Annotated in this window: 10 protein-coding genes; 7 read left to right on the plus strand and 3 right to left on the minus strand. The window is 36.4% G+C overall.

Features of this window, described 5'->3' with window-relative positions; genetic code table 11:
* Window positions 1-3 precede the first annotated feature (3 nt).
* Complete coding sequence (locus MHB48_RS03545) at window positions 4-714, plus strand: WecB/TagA/CpsF family glycosyltransferase (protein WP_342600182.1); 711 nt, start codon at window positions 4-6, stop codon at window positions 712-714.
* A gap of 187 nt (window positions 715-901) precedes the next feature.
* On the opposite strand, the gene MHB48_RS03550 is transcribed toward MHB48_RS03545, so the two are convergent.
* Both MHB48_RS03550 and secA2 read right to left on the minus strand, forming a co-directional pair.
* Window positions 902-1,798, minus strand: a complete 897-nt coding sequence (locus tag MHB48_RS03550) for an accessory Sec system S-layer assembly protein (protein ID WP_342600183.1) — start codon at window positions 1,796-1,798, stop codon at window positions 902-904.
* A complete protein-coding gene (gene secA2 / locus MHB48_RS03555) occupies window positions 1,795-4,164 on the minus strand; it encodes an accessory Sec system translocase SecA2 (RefSeq protein WP_342600184.1) in 2,370 nt (789 codons plus the stop codon). Before secA2 ends, MHB48_RS03550 begins: the two co-directional genes overlap by 4 nt.
* A gap of 321 nt (window positions 4,165-4,485) precedes the next feature.
* On the opposite strand from secA2, the gene MHB48_RS03560 reads away from it, so the two are divergent.
* Both MHB48_RS03560 and MHB48_RS03565 read left to right on the plus strand, forming a co-directional pair.
* Window positions 4,486-7,839, plus strand: a complete 3,354-nt coding sequence (locus MHB48_RS03560) for an S-layer homology domain-containing protein (RefSeq protein WP_342600185.1) — start codon at window positions 4,486-4,488, stop codon at window positions 7,837-7,839.
* Window positions 7,840-9,136: 1,297 nt separating this feature from the next.
* Window positions 9,137-11,644, plus strand: a complete 2,508-nt coding sequence (locus MHB48_RS03565; RefSeq protein ID WP_342600186.1) for an S-layer homology domain-containing protein — start codon at window positions 9,137-9,139, stop codon at window positions 11,642-11,644.
* Between the two features lie 933 nt (window positions 11,645-12,577).
* Here the strand turns inward: MHB48_RS03565 and MHB48_RS03570 are convergent.
* Window positions 12,578-13,057, minus strand: a complete 480-nt coding sequence (locus MHB48_RS03570; RefSeq protein ID WP_342600187.1) for a sigma-70 family RNA polymerase sigma factor — start codon at window positions 13,055-13,057, stop codon at window positions 12,578-12,580.
* A 336-nt stretch (window positions 13,058-13,393) separates the two neighbouring features.
* Between MHB48_RS03570 and MHB48_RS03575 the strand changes: the two genes are divergently transcribed.
* The 4 genes from MHB48_RS03575 (at window position 13,394) to MHB48_RS03590 (ending at window position 26,070) form a co-directional block, all read left to right on the plus strand.
* Window positions 13,394-16,369: an S-layer homology domain-containing protein gene (locus MHB48_RS03575; RefSeq protein ID WP_342600188.1), complete on the plus strand. Its 2,976-nt coding sequence runs from the start codon at window positions 13,394-13,396 to the stop codon at window positions 16,367-16,369.
* Window positions 16,370-16,610: 241 nt separating this feature from the next.
* Window positions 16,611-17,618, plus strand: coding sequence for a hypothetical protein (locus MHB48_RS03580; protein ID WP_342600189.1), 1,008 nt, complete (start codon window positions 16,611-16,613; stop codon window positions 17,616-17,618).
* 230 nt (window positions 17,619-17,848) lie between these two features.
* Entirely contained in the window at window positions 17,849-24,463 is a 6,615-nt protein-coding gene (locus MHB48_RS03585; protein ID WP_342600190.1) for a CehA/McbA family metallohydrolase, read from the plus strand.
* Between the two features lie 95 nt (window positions 24,464-24,558).
* Entirely contained in the window at window positions 24,559-26,070 is a 1,512-nt protein-coding gene (locus tag MHB48_RS03590; protein ID WP_342600191.1) for an S-layer homology domain-containing protein, read from the plus strand.
* Window positions 26,071-26,444 lie beyond the last annotated feature (374 nt).

The following is a 26,444-nucleotide window of genomic DNA, read 5'->3' on the forward strand; positions in this document are numbered from 1 at the left end:
CCGATGAAAGAAATCATACTTGGCGTTAAAGTAAACACCGAAAATTACGATGAGCTGATCAAAAAACTATTCCAAAGAATAGACAACAACGAAAAATCACTTGTTGTGGCAATAAATCCAGAAAAGCTCATGAAAGCAAAAGAAGACCAATCTTTAAAAGACCTTCTAAACCGTGCGGAATTCCAAATTCCGGACGGCATAGGAGTAATTCTAGCTTCCAAGCTAAATAAAGGGAACATCAAATCACGCGTAACGGGTATTGATATGATGGACCGCATCGTTAGAGAAGCTGCGAGAACACGTAAATCAATTTTCCTATACGGAGCAAAACCGGGTGTTGCTGAACAGGCAGCGGAAGCACTTCAATTCACATACCCATCACTAATTGTCGCTGGTACGCAAGATGGCTATGAAAAAGACAATGAAATCGTCAAAAACAAAATCAACGAAGCAAAACCAGACATCCTGTTCGTCGCAATGGGTAGCCCAAGACAAGAAGAGTGGATCGAAGCAAACAGAGATCAACTTCATCCTTCTCTCTACCAAGGAGTAGGAGGGTCTTTCGACGTGCTTGCAGGAAACATTAAACGCGCACCAGAATTTTTCCAAAAAACAGGACTAGAATGGTTCTATAGACTAGCAAAAGAGCCGTCACGCATACAACGACAAATGGTTTTACCTAAGTTTTTACTGGAAACACTAAAATCAAAGTAAAGAAAATTTTCTAAAATTTTCTTGTTGACAGGCTTTTTTCTATTGAAGTATGGAAGAAAAGATGGTAGCATAAAAACTGTAAGGATAATTTCCTCAATAATATATATGAACAATTTCCAAAAAAAGTCGGTTGGTTGCCCACGCAAAAAAGCCTAAGTAAATGAAAATTTACTTAGGCTTTTTTGTGTTAGTTATTTTCTATTACTTTAACGGACCAACTAGAAAAATCTGGCTGCTCTTTCAAGACCATTTCATTAGGGAAGATAAATGTCCAAGGCTTACTTGTATTCGCTTGAACGGTAAGAGGAGGTAGAGTAAATGCGCCTTTAGCAACAATTTCTTTTGCTGCATCCATTACCTCTAATGGTAGTTTTTCAATGGATACATTCTTTTCGTGACCACTGCGAATTAAAATTGTCACAGCCAAGCTGCCATCCTCTTGAAAACGCTGGTTTAATCCCATGAAATTCAATTCATTTTTCTTGGGAACAGCTAAACCTTCCACCACTTTAGCTAATTGTTCTTTATCTGCACTCGCTAATGATTGTTCCCAATTCTCGTCTAAATCTAAACGGTGCGGAAGCTTTTGTTCAAAAGCAATGGACCAGTTTTCCTTTAAAATATCTTCTACAGGAACAAGTAAATGCTCTTTTTCAAAAGCGACAATCCAAGGCATAGCGCTTTCAGCGGGTATTACACCAAGTTCACTCAAATCTGCATCGATTCGGCCTAACGTTTTTCCACTTTCATCTAATAAAACAAGGGGAGTGGTTCCCAGAGTAATCTCTTTCTCTAAAGATTGACGGAAGAAGAACTGTGCGTACACAGTTTCTTCTTCGATTCTCAACTCAAGGGGTGAAAGAGATAGCTGATTACGTTTCAAAGGAGCTAACTCGTTCAATAAAAACTGAAAATAGTATTGATCCTCTATTTGCTTTGGTTTTCCACCGAAAAAGTATAATTTCGTAAGTACCTCTTCCTCTCCAACGGCAGCGGCATTTTCTAAAATTTCTTCCGAAGAAATGGCTGTTTCTTTCTGTTTGTTCTTAGAAGTGCCTTTGAAAAATGGGATTTTTATGCTCATTCTGTTTCGCCTCCATTAGTAGTATGCTGGTTAACTAAATTGGCAATCTCCATCGCGACGCCTTTCCCGATTCCATGAACCATTTTGGTAAAGAGTACAAGACCTTCACGTTCATATTGTCTCATCGGATCCTCTTGTGAATAGCTACGCATACCGATTCCTTCTTTTAGCTTATCCATCGCATCCATATGCTGCAACCAGTGACGATCTACTCTGCCAATTAAGTACAAACGTAATTGTTCTTTCTCCGTTGCACGGCTCAACAGCTCCAATACCGTATCCTTATACACATCGATTTGTGCATTTACTTGCTTTTTCACTTCATCCATAGAAGGGGCTACATCCCAAGCAGGTAACGATGTACCAGGCATCGCATCTAAAAATACCTGACGAAGTGTTTGGAAATCGGCTTCCGTATGCTCACGTTCTTCATCGAAGAAAAAGTTAATTTCATGTACAGGGAACTCTTTAATGAACGTAACAAAAGTTTCTTCTATCTGTTCACCATAAATTAAATGGTCACGAAGTTCATAAATAGTCTTCCTCTGAACATTCAACACATTATCCAGCTTTAAATTGTACTCACGAACACTGTAACTTGCACCTTCGCAAATACGTTGTGTTCTAGTAATAAATTCTTCCACCTTTTTATTTTGCACAAGCCCATCAGTTGCTGGTTTTACAGTAGCAACTAGCTTCTCTAGTTCTTCCCCAGCATAGCGCTTGAACATTTCATCCTCTAAAGAGATGAAAAACTCGGACATACCAGGGTCTCCTTGACGACCAGAACGACCTCTTAACTGATTATCAATACGGCGAGACTCATGCAGCTCTGTCCCGATAACATACAATCCGCCAAGTTCAGCCACACCTTCTCCTAGCATAATGTCCGTTCCACGGCCTGCCATATTCGTCGCAACTGTTACAGTACCTTTTTGACCTGCTAATGAAATAAGGGAAATTTCTTGGTCGATACTTTTCGCATTTAACACTTCATGAACAATACCTTCATGTTTTAAATACTTCGAAACTTCTTCCGATTGAATAATAGAAGTAGTACCGATTAACACAGGTTGCCCAGTCGTATGAAGTTCCTTCGTCTTCTCTGCTACAGCTTTATACTTATCTTCAATTTTTGCATAAATACGATTAGGTAAGTCCTCACGAATAATTGGTCGATTAGTAGGTATTTTCATAACGTTCATCGCATATAATTCCTGGAACTCTTTTTCTTCTGTTTTCGCAGTACCTGTCATACCTGAAAGTAAAGGGTACATACGGAAATAGTTCTGAATGGTAATAGAAGCTTGTGTTTTGTTCTCTTCTGAAATAAGTAATCCTTCTTTTGCTTCAATTGCCTGGTGAAGGCCATTGGATAACGTTCGACCTTCCATGGGACGACCAGTGAACATATCAATTAGTAATACTTTGCCTTCTTTCACAATATAATCTACATCCCGGGCAAACATCATGCGTGCACGTAATGCTTGAATCATATAGTGATAGAGTGTTTGGTGATCCAAATCATATAAATTATCAATAGAGAAGAAGCGTTCGATCAGTTCGATTCCTTCTTCGGAGTAGCTTACTGTCTTCGTTTCTAAGTCATAGTGAAAATGCTCATCCACTTTAAACGATTTTACAAGCTTTGCACAAAGAGTACTTAGCTGATCATGAACATCTGTTTTCCCTGCAATAATTAAAGGAGTTTTTGCTTCATCTATTAAAACACTATCCACTTCATCAACTAAAGCAAAATGATACGGACGTTGCACACGAGAAGTGGCATTGTACGTCATATTGTCACGTAAAAAATCAAATCCAAATTCAGAACCAATACCATATGTAATATCTGCTGCATAAGCGGTAGCCTTTTGACTCGGATCCATCATGGGTAATGTAATCCCAACAGACAAGCCTAAAAATTCGTGAATTTGACCGATTAATTCACGGTCACGCTTCGCCAAATATTCATTCACGGTAATAACATGAACACCTTTGCCTTCTAAAGCGCGAAGATACGAGGGAAGAGAAGCAACTAATGTTTTCCCTTCACCAGTAGGCATTTCAGCGATATGGCCATCAGACAATACCATGCCTCCAATTAGTTGTACATCAAAATGACGCATGCCAAGCACGCGATCTGCAGCTTCCCGAATTACAGCAAACGCTTCAGGACGAATGGTTTCCACCTTTTCTCCTTGAGCAAGACGTTCTTTAAATTCAGAGGTTTTTGCTTGCAACTGCTCGTCTGTTAGAGCGCGAAGCGTATCACTCCAATTATCTATTTCTAGTAATTCCTTCTTATATAAATTCAATTTTTTTTCATCCACCGATGGGAAAATTTTTTGCCAAAACAGAGCCATTTGCCAGTCTCCTTTTTTATAAGTACTCAACAATTAATAAGTATAACATAATTTATAAGAAAAATTAAAATTGGTTAAACATGGCAAGGGAGGAATGAATTTTGTTTAAAAAGATTGTATTCCTTATATTTATCTATATAATGGTAATTAGAGTTCGACAAAAATGCTTAATTTTGGATATTTGTTTAATATGTTTCCAATAAAGTAATTGACAGAATTCTATTACCAATTTATACTTTAATGTGTAGTTGATAATCTATTAGCATTTTGCCGTGTTAATAGATTGCAAATTTATATTTACCTAGAGGAGGAAATTATTCAATGGCTAACCAACCAACGAAGTATCGTAAATTTTTAGCTGGTGCAGCTTCAGCAGCATTAGTAGCAACAGCGGTAGTACCAACTGCATTAGCAGCAGAATTAACAGACATCAAAGGGAACACGCACGAAGCAGCAATCAAATCTTTAGTTGAAAAAGGCATCATTTCTGGATACCCAGATGGTACATTCCAACCTAACAAAGATTTAACTCGTTCTGACGTAGTTAAATTACTTGGTAAATGGTTAGAAACTTTAGGAGCAAAAGTTCCTGCAGATTACAAAACAGTTCAACGTTTCGACGATGTTCCTGTAACTGCTAACGAAGAGTTAGTAAAATACGCAGCTCTTGTTAAAGACAATGGCGTATTTGTAGGTAGCAACGGTAAATTACTTGCTGCAGACAAAATCTCTCGTGAAAACATGGCTCTTGTATTAGTTCGTGCTTTTGACGCAGTCAACAAAACAGAAATCGTAAAATATGTGAATGCTCAAACTTTCACTAAAGAAGTAACTGACTTAGCAGCTGCTAAAGAAGAAGCTCGTGATGCAATCAATGTATTAGACTTCTTCAACATCACAACTGTTACTACATTCAACCCAAAAGGTAATGTAACTCGCGGTCAATTCTCTACTTTCCTTAACAACTTGATCAAAACTGAAGTTCCAACTACTAACGCAACTAAAGTTGCATCAGTAAGTGCGACTAACCTAAAAGAAGTTACTGTAACTTTCGACGGTACAGTTGATAAAGCATCTGCTGAAAACAAATCAGCTTATAACTTAAAACAAGATGGTACAACTTTAGGTCTTAAATCAGCTCGTTTACAAGCAGATGGTAAATCTGTAGTTCTTACATTAGATGCAAATCCACTTGTTAACCAAGAAGAGCACACACTTACAGTAACAAATGTAAAAACTACTGACAAAACTAAAACTGTATCTGCAAAAGACGTTGCGTTCACTCCAGTTGATGGTGCATTACCAACAGTTGAAAAAGTTGAAGGTCTTGGAAATAAAGCTGTCAAAATTACTTTCTCAGAACCAGTTAATATTAACTCTACAGTAGCTGGAACTTTCAAATTAGATGACAAAGCAGTTTCTGGTATTATTTCTGGTAACGGAACTCGCACTGTAATCGTTGAACTTTTCTCTACCCAAACTACTGGTAAACATACTCTTTCAATTAATAATCAAGTACAAGACTTTGCTGGCTATAAATTAGTTTCAACATCTGTAGATTTCGATGTAGTTGAAGATGTAACAGCACCAACTGTAGTTGAAGTGAAGGATGTTACTCTTGAAGGTGCAACAGTTGTCTTCAGTGAAGATGTTAAAGATGGAGAAGCTCTTAAAGGTAGCAACTACTTCTGGATGAATGGTTCTACTAAACATGCAGCTAATGCAGTAACTGAAAAAATCGACGGAAAAACTTTCAAATTAACTTTCTCTGGCGACCATAAACTTCCTGCAGTAGCTACAGACTTGAATGTTACAAACGTTGTAGACTACAGTGGAAACAAAATTGCTGCTGATACAAAAGTAACAATTAATCCAGTAATTGATCAAACTCGTCCTGAAGTTGTTAGTGCGATTTTTGCTGACACAAATGATTCTTTGACTCTTACATTCAATAAAAATATTAATCCAGCATCATTTAAAGTTGGAAATGTTGTATTAAAAGATGAAGATGGTAAAGCAGTAACTGGCTATGGTTACACAATCACTGAAGCTGCTTCAACTTCAAGTCGTACTCTAACTGTAAACTTCTCTGAAGCTCTTGATGCGGGAACATATACATTTGAGTTAAGTGGTATCCAAGATACTACAACATTAAAAAATACTGCACTTCCAATTGTAGAAAAAATCGTTGTTGAAGATGTTGCTAAACCAAGTGTTACTTCAGTAACTGGTGACGGAAATGTATACTATGTAAACTTCAGCAAAGACATGGATACTTCTTCTCAATATTCAGTATTAAATCCTGAAAACTATTATGTGAAATATGTACAAAATAACGTTACTAAAGTTGGTAAACTACCAGCGAGCACAAACCTTACACCGGTTAATGGAAACAAAGGAGTTATTATCACTCTTCCGTCTTCAGTAACAAGTTTACAAGAAATCACAATTCAAGGTGTTAAAGGTGCTAATGGAGAATATATAAATGGATTCTCGGATAAATTCTCTGTTAATGATGCTAATCCATTAAAACGAATCACTAACAGCTTTGATGTAGTAAGAGTACATGCTACTGCTACAAACAAATTATTGGTTAAATTCAACCAACCAGTTAGCTCAATTGATAAATCTCAATTTACTTTATCAAATGGTGTAACTGTATCAGACTATGCAATCCAAGCTGACAATACTTTAGTTGAACTAACACTTAGTGGTACAGTATCTCAAGATGCAGTTGAAACAATTAGTTTCACTGATACAGCTGCTAGAAACTTAGTAGATAAAAAAGTTACTTTAGGAACAGCGGTTAACATTGAAGATTCGATTGCACCTTCAATTGTTAGAAACAGTGCAGATAATATTGCAGTTGTAACTGTTGCAGATGCTCTTGATACTGCAGGTTTAGAAGCTGTAACTACTTCAGGAGACACTACAGTTGAAGTAAACTTCGGTGAAAATATCACTGTTAAAAATGCTTCAAATCTAATTAATAACTTTAGTGTTTTCCAAGCAAATGGTCTTGAATTAGAATACGGTGTTGGTGGAGATTACACAGTTGCTACTGATGCAAATGGATTCACACTAAATTTCTCTAATTCTTCATATGCTGGCGTAGTATACATCACATTCGACAACGCTAATGGTAACGTAGTTGATGCATCAGCTGTTAAAACATCTGATGGTACTGCTACTACAGCTCTTGCAGCTAAAGGATTTAATACTCGTACAGAAGGAGTTCCTGTATCAGTTTCAGTTTCTGCAGTATCTGATGCTACAGCTGCTAATGCAGTTAAAGCACAAATCACTGCTGCTACTACTCAAGCACAAATTGAAGCTGCAAGAACAGCATTTGCTGGTCTAACAGCTGCTCAAAAATTATTAGTTACAAATGAATCAGATCTACAAACTAAAGAACAAGGTTTAGTTAATGCTGTTGCAGCTGGAATAACAACATTTGCTCCAGCAGCTGCTGCCGCAGGAACAGTTGCTTTACCAACTGTTCCAACTGGTTATACAATTGCAGTAAACACTACATCTGCTGCAGCAGTTTACGATACAGCTGGTAAATTACAAACAACTGGTTCATCAAACGTTGTTTACACTGTAACACATACTGCTTCACTTAAAACAACAGATACTGTTTCAATTGCAGTTGCTGTTACTGTTACTCCTTAATTGAATTTAAGAGCCAGAGTTTCTAACTCTGGCTCTTTTCTTATGTACGCAGAGCAAGGGCCTAGTATCTTAAAGTCAGGTATTAAGTTCGGGTGCGAGGTTCTAACACAGTTATTGGGTACTAGGTTATAATAAAATTCAGACAATTACATTATGTTGATTAAATTTAATGCTTGAATGAGAGAAAGCCTTGTGGAGAGAGATCTCTGCAGGGCTTTTCTTTTGCCATTAATCTGTATTTAATGACTTTTCAACTATTTATATTATTTAGAAGGATAGTATTTATTACTAAGCCCTAACTCTTTAAGTTGAGTTAGGGCTATTTCTATTTTAGAGGAACACATTTTCGACAATTCATTTGTAAGGAATTAGATTTGAACTTTAGTGGAATAATAAAGGAATAGCATGTAGAAACTTCACAAGGTATTTTTGTTGGAATCGAATCAAAAGAATAATGTAGTTTTTGTGATGTTGTTACAATGTAAATGGAGAATTATGTATCTACATTGTTTAAAGTTGGGTTGTGAATAGTTTAGGGTACCAACTTCTAATACACGTCTGAGAGTTCTATTCAAATGCATTGTGGAGAGAAGAAGTAGGAAAGATTGTAGAAAAAATGCTATTTAAGTTAGTGACAGAAGGGTTTTTTTATAAATAAGTCGAACTTAATAGCATAAGATATTAATAGGTATTAGTGTACATAATCGAACTTCCATCTTGAAATGCTCTTGTAGCTGTTGGATTAATGTAGTCAATGTAGGGAGTTTTTTTAAAAGAAGCTGCAATTCGCATATCGTCAATTAGTATTGGACAGACGCCGCCAACGTGATTTGTAAATGCATTGAAAGCTTCTATAAAAGAACGTCCGTTGAACATTCCAGTTATAAGTTTCAAGAATTAGTAAAAACGAGAAAAAAGTCCTCTGTGTTTGTCGAATCACAGAGGAATTTCTGTTCTGTCAATGGTAATTCATGTTATACTGGTTTCAAAGAGTAGTGGCAGGAACGTTCCCTATGTCGACTTCCAAACCTGCAGAAAATATAGCAGCAGAAGATATTACAGTAGTAGAGGACTCAATTCTACCAGTAGAACCTGAATTAAATAGACATGTGAGATCCAGCGGCAATTAGCCTCTGGATCTTTCTTTTATGTGGTATTATTACCATAATTTCGCATTAGACTTTACTAAATACTGGTCTTATACTAATTTAGTAGGTGTTATTTCTACATAAGTAGGACCAACTTTACTAAATAATAGTTTACTAATTTATATTTACCAATTAGGAGGAAATCATCCATGGCCAACCAATCTACGAAATACCGCAAATTTTTAGCTGGTGCAGCTTCAGCAGCATTAGTAGCTTCAGCGGTAGTACCAACTGCATTAGCAGCAGAATTAACAGACATCAAAGGGAACACGCACGAAAAAGCAATCAAATCTTTAGTTGATGCAGGTATCATTAAAGGATATCCAGATGGTACATTCAAACCAAACCAAGAACTAACTCGTAATAACGTAGTTAAAATGCTTGGTAAATGGTTAGAAACTTTAGGAAAAGCAGTTCCTGCAGATTACAAAACAGTTCAACGTTTCGACGATGTTCCATTAACTGCTGACGATGAGTTATTAAAATATGCAGCTCTTGTTAAAGACAATGGCGTATTCAATGGTAGCAACGGTAAATTACTTGCTGCAGACAAAATTTCTCGTGAAAACATGGCTCTTGTTTTAGTTCGTGCTTTTGACGCAGTAAATGAATCAGATCTAGTAAGCTATGTGAATGATCAAACTTTCACTAAAGAAGTAACTGACTTAGCAACTGCAAAAGCTGAAGCTCAACCATTCATCAATGTTTTAGATTTCTTCAACATCACAACTGCAACTACATTCAACCCGAAAGGTAATGTAACTCGCGGTCAATTCTCTACTTTCCTTAACAACTTAATCAACACTGAAGCTCCTGTAACAACTCCAGAAGTTGTTTCAGTAAGTGCGATTAACGCTAAACAAATCGAAGTTAAATTTAACAAAGCTGTTGATACTGCAACAGTTATCAACGCTGCTGATAAAGCTTTGAAAGGTATCACTGTTTCAGGAGTATCTGCAACATATACTGCAAAACTAAGCGAAGACAAAAAAATTCTTACGATTACTGCAAGCACATCGCTTGATGGAAAAGATTTAATTGTTGACCTACCAAAAGAAACAGTTAAGGATGAAAAAGGTGAATTTGTTACTTCTCACCTAGTTAAATTATCAGTTAAAGATACTGTTGCACCAAGTATTCTTGCAACTGAGGCTGTTAACGCTTCAACAGTAAAGGTTAATTTCTCTGAGCCTATGTCTTCTGTACCAACTCCTTCTTTCAAATATGCAGATGGTACAACAGCAAACGTAACATTCACTTTGGATGCTTCAGGTGAGTTCGGTACACTTGATCTAACAAATGCGGTTGCTAAGAAAGATGTAACAGTAGGATTCATTGGTGCAAAAGATATCGCTGGAAACCTAATTTCACCAAATCCATCTAGTGTTACAGTTCAAAAAGGTGACAAAGACGGAGTAGCTCCTTCAGTTGTTTCACTTGACGCTTTAGCTCCAAACAAAACTGTAATTAAGTTCTCTGAAAAAGTAAATGGTCTTGAAGCTTCTGATTTCACTGGACTAACTGTATCAGATGTTAAACAAGATTCGACTGATAAAACAAAATATGTGTTGACTCACACTTCTGTAACAGGACTTAATTCAGTTAGCCTAAATGCAAGTGCTGTATCTGATTTCTCAGGTGAACAAAACGTTGTATTCACAAAAATCCTTGATTACAAAGCTGACACTGTAGCACCTTCACTATCAAGCGCAGTTGTTTCTAAAGACGCTAAAGATGGTAAAGAGTATCTAACTCTTACTTTCAATAAAGATGTAACAGTACTTGGAGATATCACTCTAGCAGGTACGGAGCGTAAAGATGGAGTTTCCACTGATGTAACTGATGTGAAAATTTCAAAAGCTAGTTTAACTGGAGTTGATGGATCTACTTCTGTTTACAAAGTAGCTCTTGCGGATGTTGCAAATGTTAAATCTGATGCTTCTTATGTATTAACTCTTCCAAAAGAAGTAGTGGAAAACATTTCTGGTGTTAAGAATGTTGCACAAACTAATGCTATCAGTTTCACTCGTACAACTGATTCTAATACATTAGCACAGTCAGTTAAAACAATTACTCCAAGTCTAACTGATAATAATGTAGTAACAGTAGAATTTAACCAAGCTTTCGATGTTGCTTCTGCTGAAAATGCAGCAAACTACACTATTGATGGTGCAGTTGTTAAACAAGCAATAAACAAAGATGCAAACAAAAAAGTAGTTACATTGATTCTTGAGACTGGGAAAACAACTTTCTCTGGAGAACGTAATATTTCAATCAGTGGCGTAAAAACTGCTGCTGGTGTTTCAATGGAAAAAGCACATTCAGATAAAGTAACATTAACAGAAAATGTTGCTCCTAGCGTAGTATCGGCAGTTCTTTCAGTTGATCTTAAAACAATCGTTGTTACATTTAGTGAAAACCTTGATGCGTTAACAGCAGGTGATGATCTAGAAGTATTCAAAGGAACTGACACTGCTGCTCTTGTAGAAGATGCCGTAGCAGTAGAAAAAATTGTTGATAATAAGTTGACAATTACTTTGAAAGATCCTGTAACTACTCTTGATCTTAAAGTTAAAGCCTCTTCTACACTTGATTTAGCTGATACAAACAAGAACCTTGTTGTATTCCCTGCAAGTGTAAATGTAACTTCTAACTAATAGATAAAATTAACTCTCAATCTTCGGATTGGGAGTTTTTTGTAGGCTTCAAAACTTATTTATGCTACCCAAAAATTCTACACCTTATAATTGCTACTGTTTGTGCTGCATTTAATCTTTCCTTACCGTGGAAAATGGTAAGAATTTGCTTACGTTAACTACACAAGTGGAGAGAATTATCTCTGTGGTGAGAAGTCTTTACAGAGCTTTTTTAATGCTATTTTCACTGTTAAATGTGTTTCAAAATCAATGTTAAATTTGGTGTCATTTGCACTTTGCTCCCTTCATACACATGCATTAATTGTGAGGTGTAAAAGAAAACAGAGAGTATAAAGCTCTCTGTTATTCTATTTTCACCGAATCAAATAGAAAATAAATTAATATTATTACAACGAATAACAATAACACAGGTCCCTAATTCCTTTTGAGGAGTTAGGGGTGTTTCTATTTGAGGAGGAAAAGAAATGCTTTTGGGCAAGGTAATGATAATTTAGATGCACTTGAGATTAAAATGTCTCCCAAATATTCTTCGTAGTATTTTCCAAAAGATCTTTACCTATGTGATATTTATAATAAAAGAAACTCAAAAATATTTGTAGCTTTTTAAGTACTAAACTGTGTATTTGGTTAACATGGATACTAATTATACTTTCTTTATTAAAATTGAATAGAATGAAAAGTAGTCAAATGAAGACTGGATTTGATAAGAGATACATTTCCAGGTCTTTTTCTTTTTTATATATGTTTTTTTCATTCTTCTTTTCCTACCCCCATTTCACCGTATGAACAATCTACAAAGTACCGACTTGTCATTTTTGTTGATAAAGGTGAAAACTACCAAATGAACTTCGAGACAAGTTTTTAAAAATAGTAGTGAGTTACTAGGTTCACAATTCTGCTTAACATCATAGAATTGTCTTAGAATCTGGTAACCTACACTAGTATTTCCCTCAATTTATTCAACAGTCGCTCCCGTCGCTTTTTAATACCTGATTGACTAATTCCTGCTCGTGTTGCAGCTTGTTGGAGGGAGATACCTTCGATGAAGAGCCATGACAATAATCTTTGCTCGTCCCATGTTAATTTCTCTAGTGCGAGTCCAAGCTCTTCATGTTCAAAGGTACTGACTAGTGAGTGGTCTATTAAGAGACTCAGCTTTTCATCCTCCACTGGGTTAATAGTATCTTCGACATGCTTTTCCTTCTTTAACTCGTCCAGCATAGCCCCGTACATACTTCGATAGGCATACGGTGTGAATTCTCCTTTATCCTCATCGAACTTCACCCATGCTTTCCATAATGCAATATTTCCAGCTTGTTTGTATAACTCGTGATTTTTGTAAATGTGCAGTTTTCGAATGCAGGCCGAAATCATTGGTTCGTATTGTATTAGAACTTCTTCAAACGTCTTCACTGTGCTTTCCTTTTGGAGTCGTGCACGATTCGGTTATTCCTAGGTAGCACTAGCATAATCGGTTTTTACAGGAAGTACGAATGACCAGATAGGACGTTTACTTAGGGTAAACTGCATATTTGTTCTAGACAAACTAGCTGTTTGATTGTTGTAAACGTGAAAAAGAGGAGTATTTTCTTTTAGTGTGCCGTCACCAACTCAACACGCTTATATATAGGAAACTTAATACCAATATTAGTAGATAAATGTTATATTATAGTAATAGGTGTAAACTTTAGCAATATTTTTTTCGTACTGTTTATAAGTATTGTTCATATAAAAGGGGGAACTTCATTCATGAGAAAACAAAGTAGATTTCTAGCAGGAGCAGTTACGGCGAGCTTAGTAGCGACAGCGGTAGTACCAACAGCGTTTGCAGCAAGTTTTTCCGATACAAAAGGAAGTACACATGAAGAAGCGATATATGCACTAGTGAAAGCAGGTGTTATTAATGGCTATCCAGATGGCACTTTTAAACCGAACAAAACGCTGGTACGCTCGGACGTAGTCAAGTTAATAGGGAAATATTTAGTATCGAAAGGCTATAAAGTACCTACTGACTATAAAACGAAGAGTCGTTTTACAGATTTAACAACAAAAAATACAGAAGATGAGTTATTAAAATATGCAGCACTAGTTAAAGACAATGGAATTTTAGGAGGTAGTAACGGAAAACTTCTTCCGAAAGAAAATATGACTCGTGAAGATATGGCCATTGCTCTAGTACGCCTGACCAATGTTGTAGAAAAGGTTGATCTAGGAGCTTATGTGGCTACTCAAAAATTTACGGGTGACGTAAAAGATTTAAGTGCTGCGAAACAATCGGCTCGAGCTTATATTAACGTGCTAGATTATTTTGATATTACGAATCCGAAGTTAGATAAATTTAATCCGAAAGACACAACGACACGAGGGCAATTCGCAACGTTCCTGCAGCGTACAGTAAAACTAGATCTATCTGCAGTAAAAGTAAAACCGATAGAGCTTACAAATTTCCAAGCAACAGGTGTGAAAGCATTAACCGTAACTTTTAATAAAGAAGTAAATCCAACTACAGCAAAGTTTACCGTGAAAAAAGGAGCTTCTACTGTAGATATCTCAAGTGTTGAATTCTCACAGGATAAAAAATCGGCGAAACTCCTATTACCTATTAGCCTAACAGCAGGAACATATGATGTTTCTGTAACGGGTATTGGAGAAACAACACGCTCAAAATCGGTAACTGTTATGAATGAAAAGGTAGATTCCATTGTAATTCCAACAAACAATGCCATTATAAATGCAGTAGGAAATAAAGTAAAAGTTCCTTATAAGGTATTAAATCAATACGGAGAAGATATTACATTAAATAGTACAAACTTAACGGTGAATTCGAATGTAACTGGAGCTGGCAGTGACACTACTGTGAAGCCATCTGAAGGAATCGTAGAAATTACAAAAGCAACATCATCTGCTAATTTTAAACTAGGAGATAAAATCTCTCTTACTTTACTTGATACAGCGACGTCTACCTCTCAATCGAAATCAGTAACTGTTTCGGAAAAGTCGAAAGTAAATGAAGTAAAGATTACTAGTGTCTACAATGATATCGATGCTGCAGCTACTTTAAATGTAGATGCGACATATGGAGACTTTCATTTAGTACTAAAGGCAATCGATCAATACGGGTTAGAAGTTCCGGCTCAAGACATCGCGAGTGATGTAGTAGTAGCAATTTCAGATACTTCCATTATAGATGTGAATAGTAGTGTGAGCTCACCAATCTTTACTCAACTGACAATTGATGGACAAAAGCAAACCGTATTGGAACTAAAACAACCGAAGAATAAAAAAGTAGGGAAAGCAACTGTTTCTATTACGTCAAAATCGTCAGGAAAGATTGGTAAGTTTGAGGTGACATCCGGTGAAGGGGTGAAGGCCGATACTATTACATTAACGGCTCCATCATTAGTCGTTGCAGGTGAAAAAACAGAAGTACCTTTCAAGGTGTACGGTTTGGACGGCAGAGAAATTACAAATGCAGCTACATTAAATAACACAAATGGTGTGAAGGTAACAACCAATGATGCGAACTTAAAAGCTTCTATTGAAAATGACCCAATGACAGGCAAAGCGAAATTAGTAGTGACGGATACTTCCAATACTACAACAGATCGCCAAGTACTTATCTCAGCTACGACAGCGAATATGAAATCAGCAACACTTGTAGTAACCATAAAAGCAAAAGCAGAAGCAAAAGCCATTATTGCAACGAAAGACATCGAAACGAATTTGCTAGTTGGTGGAGCAATTTCATTATCCAAAGATACAGTACTTGTAAGTGATCAGTACGGACGTGAAATTGCTTTATCAGCCTCGAACTTGGCAACAGCTGAGACAACTGCGAATGCCGGAAAATATTTGATCAAAGTGGAAACAACAGACGACAAAGTAGTGCTTTCTTCCAATAAAACTATTTCCGCAACAAATGCGGTCACTGTAACAGGCAATAAAAGAGGAAACAATTCCCTTAAGCTTACACTGCAACAAATCGATGCAAAAGGTGTCGCAAAAACAATCGATTCCAGCGCTTATGAAATGAATCTGAAGGTGACAGACAAAGCAAATATCTTAGCATATGAATTGAAAAATATAGAAGTAATTTATGATAATCCTGCAAGTACATCAACGAACAACTATGCAAGAGAGATAGTCGTCTATGGTATTACAACAGATGGAAACAAAGTAGTCGTACCAAAATCGGATTATACAGTGATTCCAGGTCACAACGATCTAGTATATGACGCTACGGCAGGCACTTTATTTGTCCGTGGCAATAAAGACATCGTAGACAAAGAGGACAAGTACATTCCTGTGAAAGTCATCGTAAATGCAGAACGACAACCATTTACACTGGACCAAACAGTAATGATCACAAAAGCAGTACCATTCGCAAACAAAATCGAACTACAGGCAATAAATAGTTTAACAGTTCGTGAAAATATCTTATATGTCCCAGGAACAACAGCAACCGTGAACATATCTTCCACTGATTTAAAAGGCGCATTGAAAATTATCGACCAATACGGCGAAGATATTTCGAAAACGGCAGCGGATCGTATCAAACTAACCGCAACAAACCTAGTCAACTCAGACAATGACAACGTAGTACCAACAGCATCCGGCAACGGCACGAATACACTAACATTCACTGGTGTAGAACGAGGCGACACATTCTACCTAACATACATCGTAGACGGCAACACACTAACAGCACAAGTGATTGTAGATTAGGGTCTGATTAGGTGCCAGTCACCCATGTAATTCAGATACTATTCTGACAATAAAAATCCCCCGATCAATTTGGATCGGGGGATTTTTAGTTATTACGGGATTGTTACTGGTGCCTGGCACCAGTAACAATCCCGTAATAGATCTATAGCAATTCTGATAGGTAGTATGGTTGGTGGAGATATCAATACGTCCCTAATAATAAAGCTGAATACGAATGAATAGTATGAATAGAAGGTGCATTTTGTCGATAATAAGAGGAATGGATGGGATAGGCATTTCTATTTACAAAAATATTTTTCATTATTATCGTGGTCAAACGAAAAGAGGATCGGAAGAAACGAAACAATTACAAATAGAAAATAATACTACGAAGGCTTTTATGAATGTATTACAAAATTCTTCGCCAACTCTCACGATTAGATTTATGGAGTGGCTAGGCTTCCAAGTTTTCGAGAAGGAACCGTTTGAATATATGTATCAAGTATCTAGCGAATTACATCGAAAGACACCACAAGCAGTTGTAATTGGAATCGCTGAAACAGATAAGCTAATAAGTAAAGAGCAAAGTAAAAAATACTACATTCCGGATGGTGCAATCCTCTGCGAGTCGGTTTCCATATTTATCGAAACGAAAATTGGGTTAAAATCTTATCTTGAAATAAACCAAATAGAAGGACACAAACAACGATTTGCTATTGATCAAAAGGTGGAAGAAAATATCCTTCTAACTTGGAAGACAATAAGAGATTTTTTTCAAGCGCAGCTTCCATCTTTTAAACAATCCAATGACATATTGACAGCTTTCTTGTTGGAGCAGTTTGAAGAATTCTGTGTCATTAATTGTATAGGTGGCTTAAAAACTAACGAATACTTCTTTTTACAGTTTGAGAAGGTTAAGGCACAGGAACTCGCAAGAAAAATTCACCATTATATTTGGAATGAATCCGGATACCAAGATATTCGAGATGCGGGTACAAAAGATGGAATTGGATATAAAAGAATCGGAAAACCCAAATTTGCTACTTTATCAACTACCAGACAAAGACATTTCATTCTTCATATAGGAAATAAAGAGAACAGATTAGGTTTAAGTATGCAAAAGGAAATTGACGTTGTACTTGGAAGGGAATTTGCTAGACCAGATTATGAGATTGAAAAGTATCCGCATGAAGCATATATAAGATTAGAATGGGTAGATCATTTAGAACAGATTAAGCCATTTATAGATTTAACCTATGAACATAGGTAGAGAATAGTCTAGAATTGCACCCTATCATAAAATCCATATAAATACATTTCTATTGAAATCCCTTGAAGAATAATCTTCAAGGGATTTTTTAGCTAGATGGAATGTTGCTGGGTCCTAGTATCTAAGCATATATTTACAATTCCTTTATATGACCTTAATAATATTGAGCTATTCTTGTGTGTGACAGATACAATTTAAAGTCACTCTAACAAATAGAAAGGGGTTTACAAGTGAGAAAGAAAAGTAGTGTTCTATGGAAAAAAAGTATTGCTCTATTAATGCCGTTTGCTTTAATTATGCAAACGATTCCTGCTTATGCAGCAGAAAATAGTGATACAGAAACAAATGACCGTGCAGAGTATTTAGGAATGAAGTTATATACGGGGGAGTTACATTCTCATACGTCTATAAGTGATGGGGTTTTGTTCCCAGAGGACGCGGTTAATCATGTGGCAAAAAATACGAATCTGGATTTTTACAGTACGTCAGAACATGATGTGACTTTTGATATAACTACAGGCAATGATTATCTAGAAAGATACATAGATTCTTACTCGGAAGAATATAAGTTTTCAAGGTCAGAGCTCGATCGATTAAATTCTGACAGTCTTGTTACAGTACCTGGGGTGGAAGTAACTTGGTATGACAATGCAGGTCATATTAATTTGTTCAATACAGAATGGTTTCCTAGAACAACTGGAGAAGGTGCGACAGGACAATTTGGTATGGGTCAATTAATGTATGATCTGCCGACTTTTTATGGTCGTTTGGCAGAAGAGGAAGGTGCAATCGCGCAATTTAATCATCCAGATGCAAATAGTAAAGGGAATTTTAATGGCTTTCGTCATTTAAATAAAGACATCGATGATAATGTTACGTTATTTGAATATAAAGTTGCACGTTATTTTGATACTTTCGTACAAGCTTTAGATAATGGGTGGCACCTTTCACCTTCCTATGGTGGAGATGAACATACAGCCAATTGGGGTAGTGGAAATCCTGCTTTAACTGGAGTATGGACGGATGAATTAACAAGAGAAAGTATTTATGATGCAATGGCGAATCGTCGTACGTATGTAACTTTTGATGAAAATTTTGAATTAGGCTACTCGGCTAATGGAAAAATGATGGGTTCTATTATCACGGAAGATACAAAAGAACTTACGCTTAATGCGACATTAAAAGATCCAGATAAAGATGATCTTATAGACAATGTCACCATCTACACCAACAACGGTAAGATTGTAAAAGAATATAAAGATATTAATAGTAATGAGTTTGTGATTAATGAAACGGTCCCAACTAACGCTGGGGAATATTTCTTCGTAAGAACTTTCCAAAAAGATGGTGATGAAATACTTAGTGCACCAATTTGGGTTGGAGAGAAAACAAAAGGAACTAACTATGCTCCTGATATCACGATAGACGAGCAATTACCTACTACAGTTCAATTAGGAAATACAGTGGAAATACCTGCTGCAACATCTATTGATGATAGTGGAGAAACTCCTAGCGTAAAAGCAGAAGTTTTCTATTCTAAAGGCATGGCAGAAGTGGTAGATAATAAATTCAAAATAGAAGAATACGGCGAATATTTTGTTCGATATAAGGCGACAGATTCGGCAGGAAATGCACGAGTGAAGACCGTCAGAATATTAGTAGATGATACTAATTTAGATGGGAATAAAATATTAAATGAATTTGCGCCAACCGTAAATGTTGGAGCAACGGAAAATGAAGTTGGGATTACACTAGTTACAGATAAAGTACTAAAAAAGGCATACGTTCAGTATAAGCCTGCAGCAGAAGAAAATTGGGCAAATGCAAACGTAATCGAAACAGAAGTATCTTACTTTGAATCTGCTTATGGAGAAAATATTGATAAGAGTAATTACAGAATTCTAGCTTCCCATGAGGCAGATTTATCTGGCCTACAAAAAGGTACAGAGTATGAATATAGATTTGGAATTACTTCAGAAGGTCCTTGGGAAAATCAAAGCAAATTTGAAACAGCTCCTGAATCAGAAGATACTACTATTTACATCATGGGAGATCTTCAAGTACCGGATCGAAATCCAGAAAGCTTTAAACTATACAGAGATATGTTAGATGTATTGAAACAAAAAAAAGCAGATGGAAAACTGATGATTCAAGTCGGTGACCTAGTAAACTCAGCTGGAATGACAGATACTTGGACGGATGTATTTAAATACATTTACAAAGACTTGAATTTGTTATCAGCTAATATGATTGGGAATCATGAAGTCATCCAAGATGTGGATGCAAGTTCATACAGAAACTTCTTCAACTTACCTGATAATGGGGAAGGTACGTATACAGACGGGAATTATTCGTTTGATTACGGCGATGCGCATATCGCTGTATTAAACTCAATGGATTTCAACGATGAGCAGCTAAAGTGGCTGGAGAAGGACATGAGAGCGACCGATAAAAAATGGAAAATTGTCATGGGACATTTCCCTTATTATGGTGGTTCACATAGTGACGATGCTGGAATGAGTACAGGCAGAGCACAAATAACAAAAAAAATGCAACAATTAGGAATTAGTCTTTATATTGGTGGACATGACCATGTTTATAAACGAACTACAATTAGAGATGGTGTGATGAATAACGATCAAGAGGCTATGAACTTAGGAACTACTTTTATAACAATGGGTTCATCGGGTCCTAAATTCTATGACAACGAAGTCTATGAATGGGATAACGTTGTATATGATGAAGATGTCCAAACAGGTATGATTTTAGAAGCGAATGAAAGCTCTTTAACAATTAAGGCCTACAATAACGCAGGTACTGTTATTGATGAATTTACATTAACTCCACCTGAAAGTCATTTGGAATTATCGAGTGTAGATGTAGAAGATGGTGCATTTAATGGAGTAGGTATATTAAATTATCCAAATTCAACTGATGAAGTAACTGTAGTTGGAGCTACTTATGATGCAACAGGAACAAAACTGATCGATGCACAGATGAAAGAAGTAACATTAGAGGGACTTGGTCGTGAACAATTAATCAGTTTCGACAAGCCACTTGTTTATAATGATCAAAATATAGTAAAACTTTTTGTTTTGGACAATTTAACCAATCAAAAACCTATTTTTCCTTCTGTAACCGTTAGAGAAGCGATGGACGGGGAAGGTACTGCAGAAAATCCATATAAAATAGATAGTATTCAAGATTTCGATAAAATTCAGTACTATCCTGATAAACATTTTGTACTGACGGAAGATATTATCGGAAACCAAGATGTTATAACTGCAATTGGCTCCGATGCTATACCATTTAGCGGAGTTTTTGATGGCAATGGGCACTTTATTAAAGGTGTTGAAATTGCAACAATTGGTGCTGGATTATTCCGAATAAATAACGGAACGATCAAAAATATTGCTGTTTTAGATGCAAACGTTACGGCAGGAAAAAATGATGTAGGACTTCTAGTAGATGTTAATAACGGGACAATTGAAAACTCGTACACGACAGGATCCATTACTGGCTTATCAACTGTTGGTGGTCTAGTCGGTATGTCCAATGGAGTCATTAGGAATAGTTACTCTACAGCAAATGTAAAAGCAACGGCAAAACAAGCTGGTGGACTTGTTGGTATCACACGTGAAGGAAGTACAACAGAGAATGTATATGCAACTGGATCAGTTACTGCCGGATCAAGTAACGCTGGTGGTATTAGTGGGTATGGGTATGAAAATACAATCATTCAAAATAGTGCAGCATTAAATACTTCTGTCATTACGATTTCAGCAGCTAACCGAATTGTCGGACGAGTATTAGCTGGAGAAACAGCGACTTTGGAAAACAATATTGCTAACAATAAAATGATCGTAAGTAAAGAATCTGTTACGTTAGAGGATGCCTCTAATGAAAAAGGTCTAAGCAAGACACAAGAAGAACTAAAAACACAATCTACGTATGAAGATTTATTACAATGGAATTTTGAATCTGTATGGGCTTGGGACGAAATTATGGAAAGACCAGTATTAATGCAAAACAGAGAGAATGCGGAAAATAATGGGGCAAGTAAACCAACATTAGATCAAGACGAAAATGGTTTCTATATGATTAAAACCGCAGATGATCTTATGCAAATCAATCAATATTTAAATGAGAAATATATACTTCAAAATGATATTGATTTAACAGGACAAGTATTAAATCCAATTGGTGTTGATGCACCATTCATGGGGACCCTAGATGGTAACGGTAAAAAGTTAATTAATTTTAAATCGACTTCTGGTGCGTTATTCCATTTACATGGTGGATCTATTTATAATATCGCAATGATTAATGCAGATGTAACGGGAGAAGCTGGTTCTCCTCAAACAGGAGTTTTAGTTAGTGTTAATAGCGGGACGATTGAAAATAGTTATTCGACTGGTAAAGTAACTGGATCGAGTACAGTAGGTGGACTAGTAGGTTATTCAAATGGTGTAATACGAAACAGCTACTCAAATGTACATGTAACAGCAACAGGGAGTCAAGCTGGTGGACTAGTAGGTATCACGAACTCTGGTAGTTTAACAGAGAACGTATATACAACTGGTACCGTCAGTGCCATTAAGAGTAATGCAGGTGGTATTTCTGGATATGGATATAACAATACAGCTGTGAAAAATGCCATCGCATTGAATACATCTGTGACATCTCCATATGCGAATAGAGTACTAGGCCGTATTTATAGCGGACATACACCGATATTAGAAAATAACTTCTCTTACAGCGGAATGATGGTAGACATAGAAAAAACAAAAAACAACGTTGGAACATCAGTAACAGGATTAGGTAAAACAAAAGAAGAAATTGAAACGAAGGAAACGTATAGCACTTTACTAGGTTGGGATTTCGAAACAGTTTGGACATGGGATGAAGTAAATAAAGTCCCTGTACTACAATCGAATGCTCCAGTTGATGGGAATCCGGGCGAGGAACCTGAAATTCCGGTGGATGCTCCAAATTTAGAAAAAGATAGCAATGAAAATTATATAATTACTTCTATAAAAGATATAGGAGAATTGAGTAAGTATCCAGCAGAAAGCTACATTTTATCTGCAGATCTTGATTACGCTGGAATCACAGATGCAACTCCAATTGCTACATTTTCAGGTGTATTAGATGGAAATGGTAAGGTAATTAAAAACTACACGTCTACTGCTGGTGGTTTTATTAACACGAACGAAGGAACAATCAAAAACCTAGCAATAGTCGATGCAGAAATTACGACTGGAAATAGTAAAGTAGGAATTATGGTCGATGTCAATAAAGGAACCATTGAAAATTCTTACTCTACCGGAAAGATTATTGGTAACTCTACTGTAGGTGGGTTAGTAGGGGAATCTGTTGGAACAGTGAAAAATGCTTATTCACTAGCTAATGTGAAAGCTAAAGTAAGCCAAGCTGGTGGCCTCATTGGAATAACGAATGTGGGAAGTACTACTGAGAATAGTTATGCAACAGGGATGGTAAGTGCAGCATCTAGTAATGCTGGCGGACTTAGTGGTTATGCATACACGGGCACAACTATTCAAAACAGTGTTTCGCTAAACATGTTGGTCAACACAGCATCAGTTGCAAACCGAGTTGTAGGTAGAATAAAAGATACTCCAACCTTAGTAAATAACAGTGCAAATACAGACATGCTGATAAGTACAGAAGGTCAAACAGTCGCAAGTGCTGATAATGAAAAAGGTATGGATAAGTCCCAAGCTGAACTAAAATCAAAAGAAACTTTTGAATCAATTGGATGGGATTTTGAAAATGTATGGATGTGGGATACAAATGTCGAAAGACCAGTATTAAAAGTTGCAAAAGAACAAACACAACCTATTGATAGTGAATCAATTCCATCTTTACCGCAAGATGAAAATGGATTCTATATGATCGAAACAGCGGAAGGCTTACAAGTGATTAATAGCTTTCCTAATGCGAATTATATTTTGCAAAATGACTTAGATTTAAATGGTACAACCATTTCGTCATCAGCAATAGATGCATTTTTTACAGGAACTTTTGATGGAAATGGGAAGAAATTAAAGAACTTCACATCTACTACGGGTGCGTTATTCAATCTAAATGCAGGAACAATTAAAAACATTGGGATTGAAAATGCGGCTGTTACAGGAGCTAATGCTGCAGCTCAAACAGGTATCTTAGTTAATTTAAACTTTGGAACTGTTGAGAATAGTTATTCCACTGGAGAAGTAACTGGCAATATTGCAGTCGGAGGATTAGTAGGTTATTCGAATGGAATAATCCTGAACAGCTACTCGAATGCAAATGTAACAGCAACTGGCAATCAAGCAGGTGGATTAGTCGGAATGACAAACTCCGGAAGTGTTACAGAAAATGTATACGCTTCTGGTAATGTGACTACTAATGCGAGCAATGCAGGGGGTATTACGGGATATGCATACAATAATACAACCGTAAAAAATGTCATTGCATTAAATGCATCAGTAAAAGCTACTTATGCGAATAGAATAGTAGGCCGCGTAGCTAGTGGACAAACAGCAACGTTGGAAAATAACTTTGCCAATGAATTGATGACAGTTGATAAGAAAGGCGTAGCCACTAATTCATTAGATAATCAAAACGGTCAAGATGTTTCATTGACCTTATTTGAAACACAAGCATTTTATGCAGACACGTTAAAGTGGGATTTCGAAACGGTTTGGACATGGGATGAAGAGAAGAAAGTTCCTGTTCTAAGAGTGTATGAACCTATTGAAGAAGCACCTGTTGAAGAACCACCTATTCTAGAGGAACCGGTGGAACCTGAAGTTCCAACGGATGCTCCAAGTCTAGAATAAGATAGGGGACGATAAGGATTGTTCTAGTCAGTGCGGAGCAAATTTCTCACTGTCAGAACTTTCAATGTACGAATGAATTTTTAGGGAGGTAAAGAATGAAAAAAATAATAGGTACGTTCATCGCTGCTGTTGTAATGAGTCTATGTATTCCATTAATATCCTTTGCAGCAACGACTAATAATGGGGATGGAACTTTTACAACAAGTGGCCAAGATGCCAATCTTGCTAATAAAGTAATGACGATAACTGTTTTTAAAGGGAATGCATTCACATCTGAAAATTTAATGTACATCGATGAATTTACAGCGGACGAAACTGGTAATTACTCGATTACATATGAAACGAAAGAAGCATTAAAAAATGGCTTATCCTTTACGGTTCAAGTAGCTTCAGAAGGTAATTTAATAGAGCAAAAAGTGTTTAAGTTAAATGGATCAACACCAGATCCAGATCCGACTCCATCAGACCCAGATGATAAAGAGGACGATGGAACAAAAGAGGATTCAGGAAAAATTAAAGTAGATGAGAAAGACGTTAATAAACAATTAAGTGATCCTAAAAATACAAAAGTGGAAATTAAAGCTCCAGCTTTAACGGATGCACAACCTAAAGTAAATGTTGAAATGTCTGAGTCAGTCTTGAAATCTATTGCGGCTTCTGGAAGGCCATTTGTAATAAAAGCAGGAGAAATGGAAGTAACCATTCCTTCCCAAGTACTGAAGGAAATTTCGAAGAATTCAGCTGGTAAAATGAATTTTGTAATGAATTTAGTGAAAGATTCAAAAGTTCCTCAAAACGGAACTACATTATCTGAAGTACTTGAATTTACTATTACAGTAGATAAAGATGGAAAAGCATCTAAAGTTTCTACATTCTCTAAGCCTATTGAAATTTCTATTCCAGTGAATGTATCTGCAGTAAAAGATGCAAAAAAAGTGGCAGCATACTACGTAAATAATGGAGTGCTAGAATACGTTAACAGTAAATACGCAAACGGAAAAGTAACATTTAAAACAAATCACTTCTCTCAGTTTGTAGTAGTTGAAAATGACATTACGTTTAAGGATCTAGAGAAAACTTGGGCAAAAGACTATATTGAATCTCTAGCGTCTAAAACGATTATCAAAGGGAAAACAGCAGATCTATTTGCACCAAATGATCAAATCACACGATCTCAATTTGCATTACTTCTGACACGTGCACTAAACCTTCCTAAGAAAGATTACGAAGGAACATTCTCGGATGTCACAGAAAAAATGACTTGGAACGTATTAGAAATTGAAGCTGCAAACCGAGCAGGCATCATTCTAGGCAGTGATGGTAAATTCAATCCAAACGAAAACATTACTCGTCAACAAATGGCAACAATGATTATCCGTGCAATTCAATATAACGACGCATCTGTACTAGAGGGCGTAACAAGTAAAGCATCATTCGCCGACAATGCATCTATCAGCGATTACGCGAAAGAAAATGTTGGTTTAGCAGCTCAATTAGGCATCATTAACGGAAAAGATCAAAATGGTCAACAAATTTTCGCACCAAAAGACAACGCAACACGCGCACAAGCAGGAAAAATGCTTTACAACATGTTAGAAAATCTTTAAACCACCTAGTAACCTGGGAGCAAATTCAAGAACTAACATATAATATTCGACGGTTATGTAGTGAATCATATAGTTTTGAATGATTACAACTTACACACTATGTAAACTCTTTGCCTGCACCCAAAAGCACTTATTCCCTAGAGGAATAAGTGCTTTTTATATTACAAAAATGTTACTGGTGCCTGGCACCAGTAACATTCCTTTTTTAATCTCTTGAAGAATACTCTTCAAGGGATTTTTTTAGTTTAAAGCTAACTCTTTTTCTATCTATTAAACATCTTTATCAACTCTCACACATATGGTGAAGGGAGAGGTGATATTAACGTCCAATACGAGTAAATCTAGTTCATAGTTTCGAAACTTGGAAGGTTGAT

Source organism: Psychrobacillus sp. FSL H8-0483 (genome assembly GCF_038637725.1).
In the GTDB taxonomy this organism is placed as follows: domain Bacteria; phylum Bacillota; class Bacilli; order Bacillales_A; family Planococcaceae; genus Psychrobacillus.

Bases quoted from the DNA above. Each gene is read 5' to 3' on its own strand.
- MHB48_RS03550 (WP_342600183.1), bottom strand. From the start codon at position 1,798: ATGAGCATAAAAATCCCATTTTTCAAAGGCACTTCTAAGAACAAACAG.
- MHB48_RS03565 (WP_342600186.1), top strand. From the start codon at position 9,137: ATGGCCAACCAATCTACGAAATACCGCAAATTTTTAGCTGGTGCAGCT.
- MHB48_RS03575 (WP_342600188.1), top strand. From the start codon at position 13,394: ATGAGAAAACAAAGTAGATTTCTAGCAGGAGCAGTTACGGCGAGCTTA.
- MHB48_RS03560 (WP_342600185.1), top strand. From the start codon at position 4,486: ATGGCTAACCAACCAACGAAGTATCGTAAATTTTTAGCTGGTGCAGCT.
- MHB48_RS03545 (WP_342600182.1), top strand. From the start codon at position 4: ATGAAAGAAATCATACTTGGCGTTAAAGTAAACACCGAAAATTACGAT.
- secA2 (WP_342600184.1), bottom strand. From the start codon at position 4,164: ATGGCTCTGTTTTGGCAAAAAATTTTCCCATCGGTGGATGAAAAAAAA.
- MHB48_RS03590 (WP_342600191.1), top strand. From the start codon at position 24,559: ATGAAAAAAATAATAGGTACGTTCATCGCTGCTGTTGTAATGAGTCTA.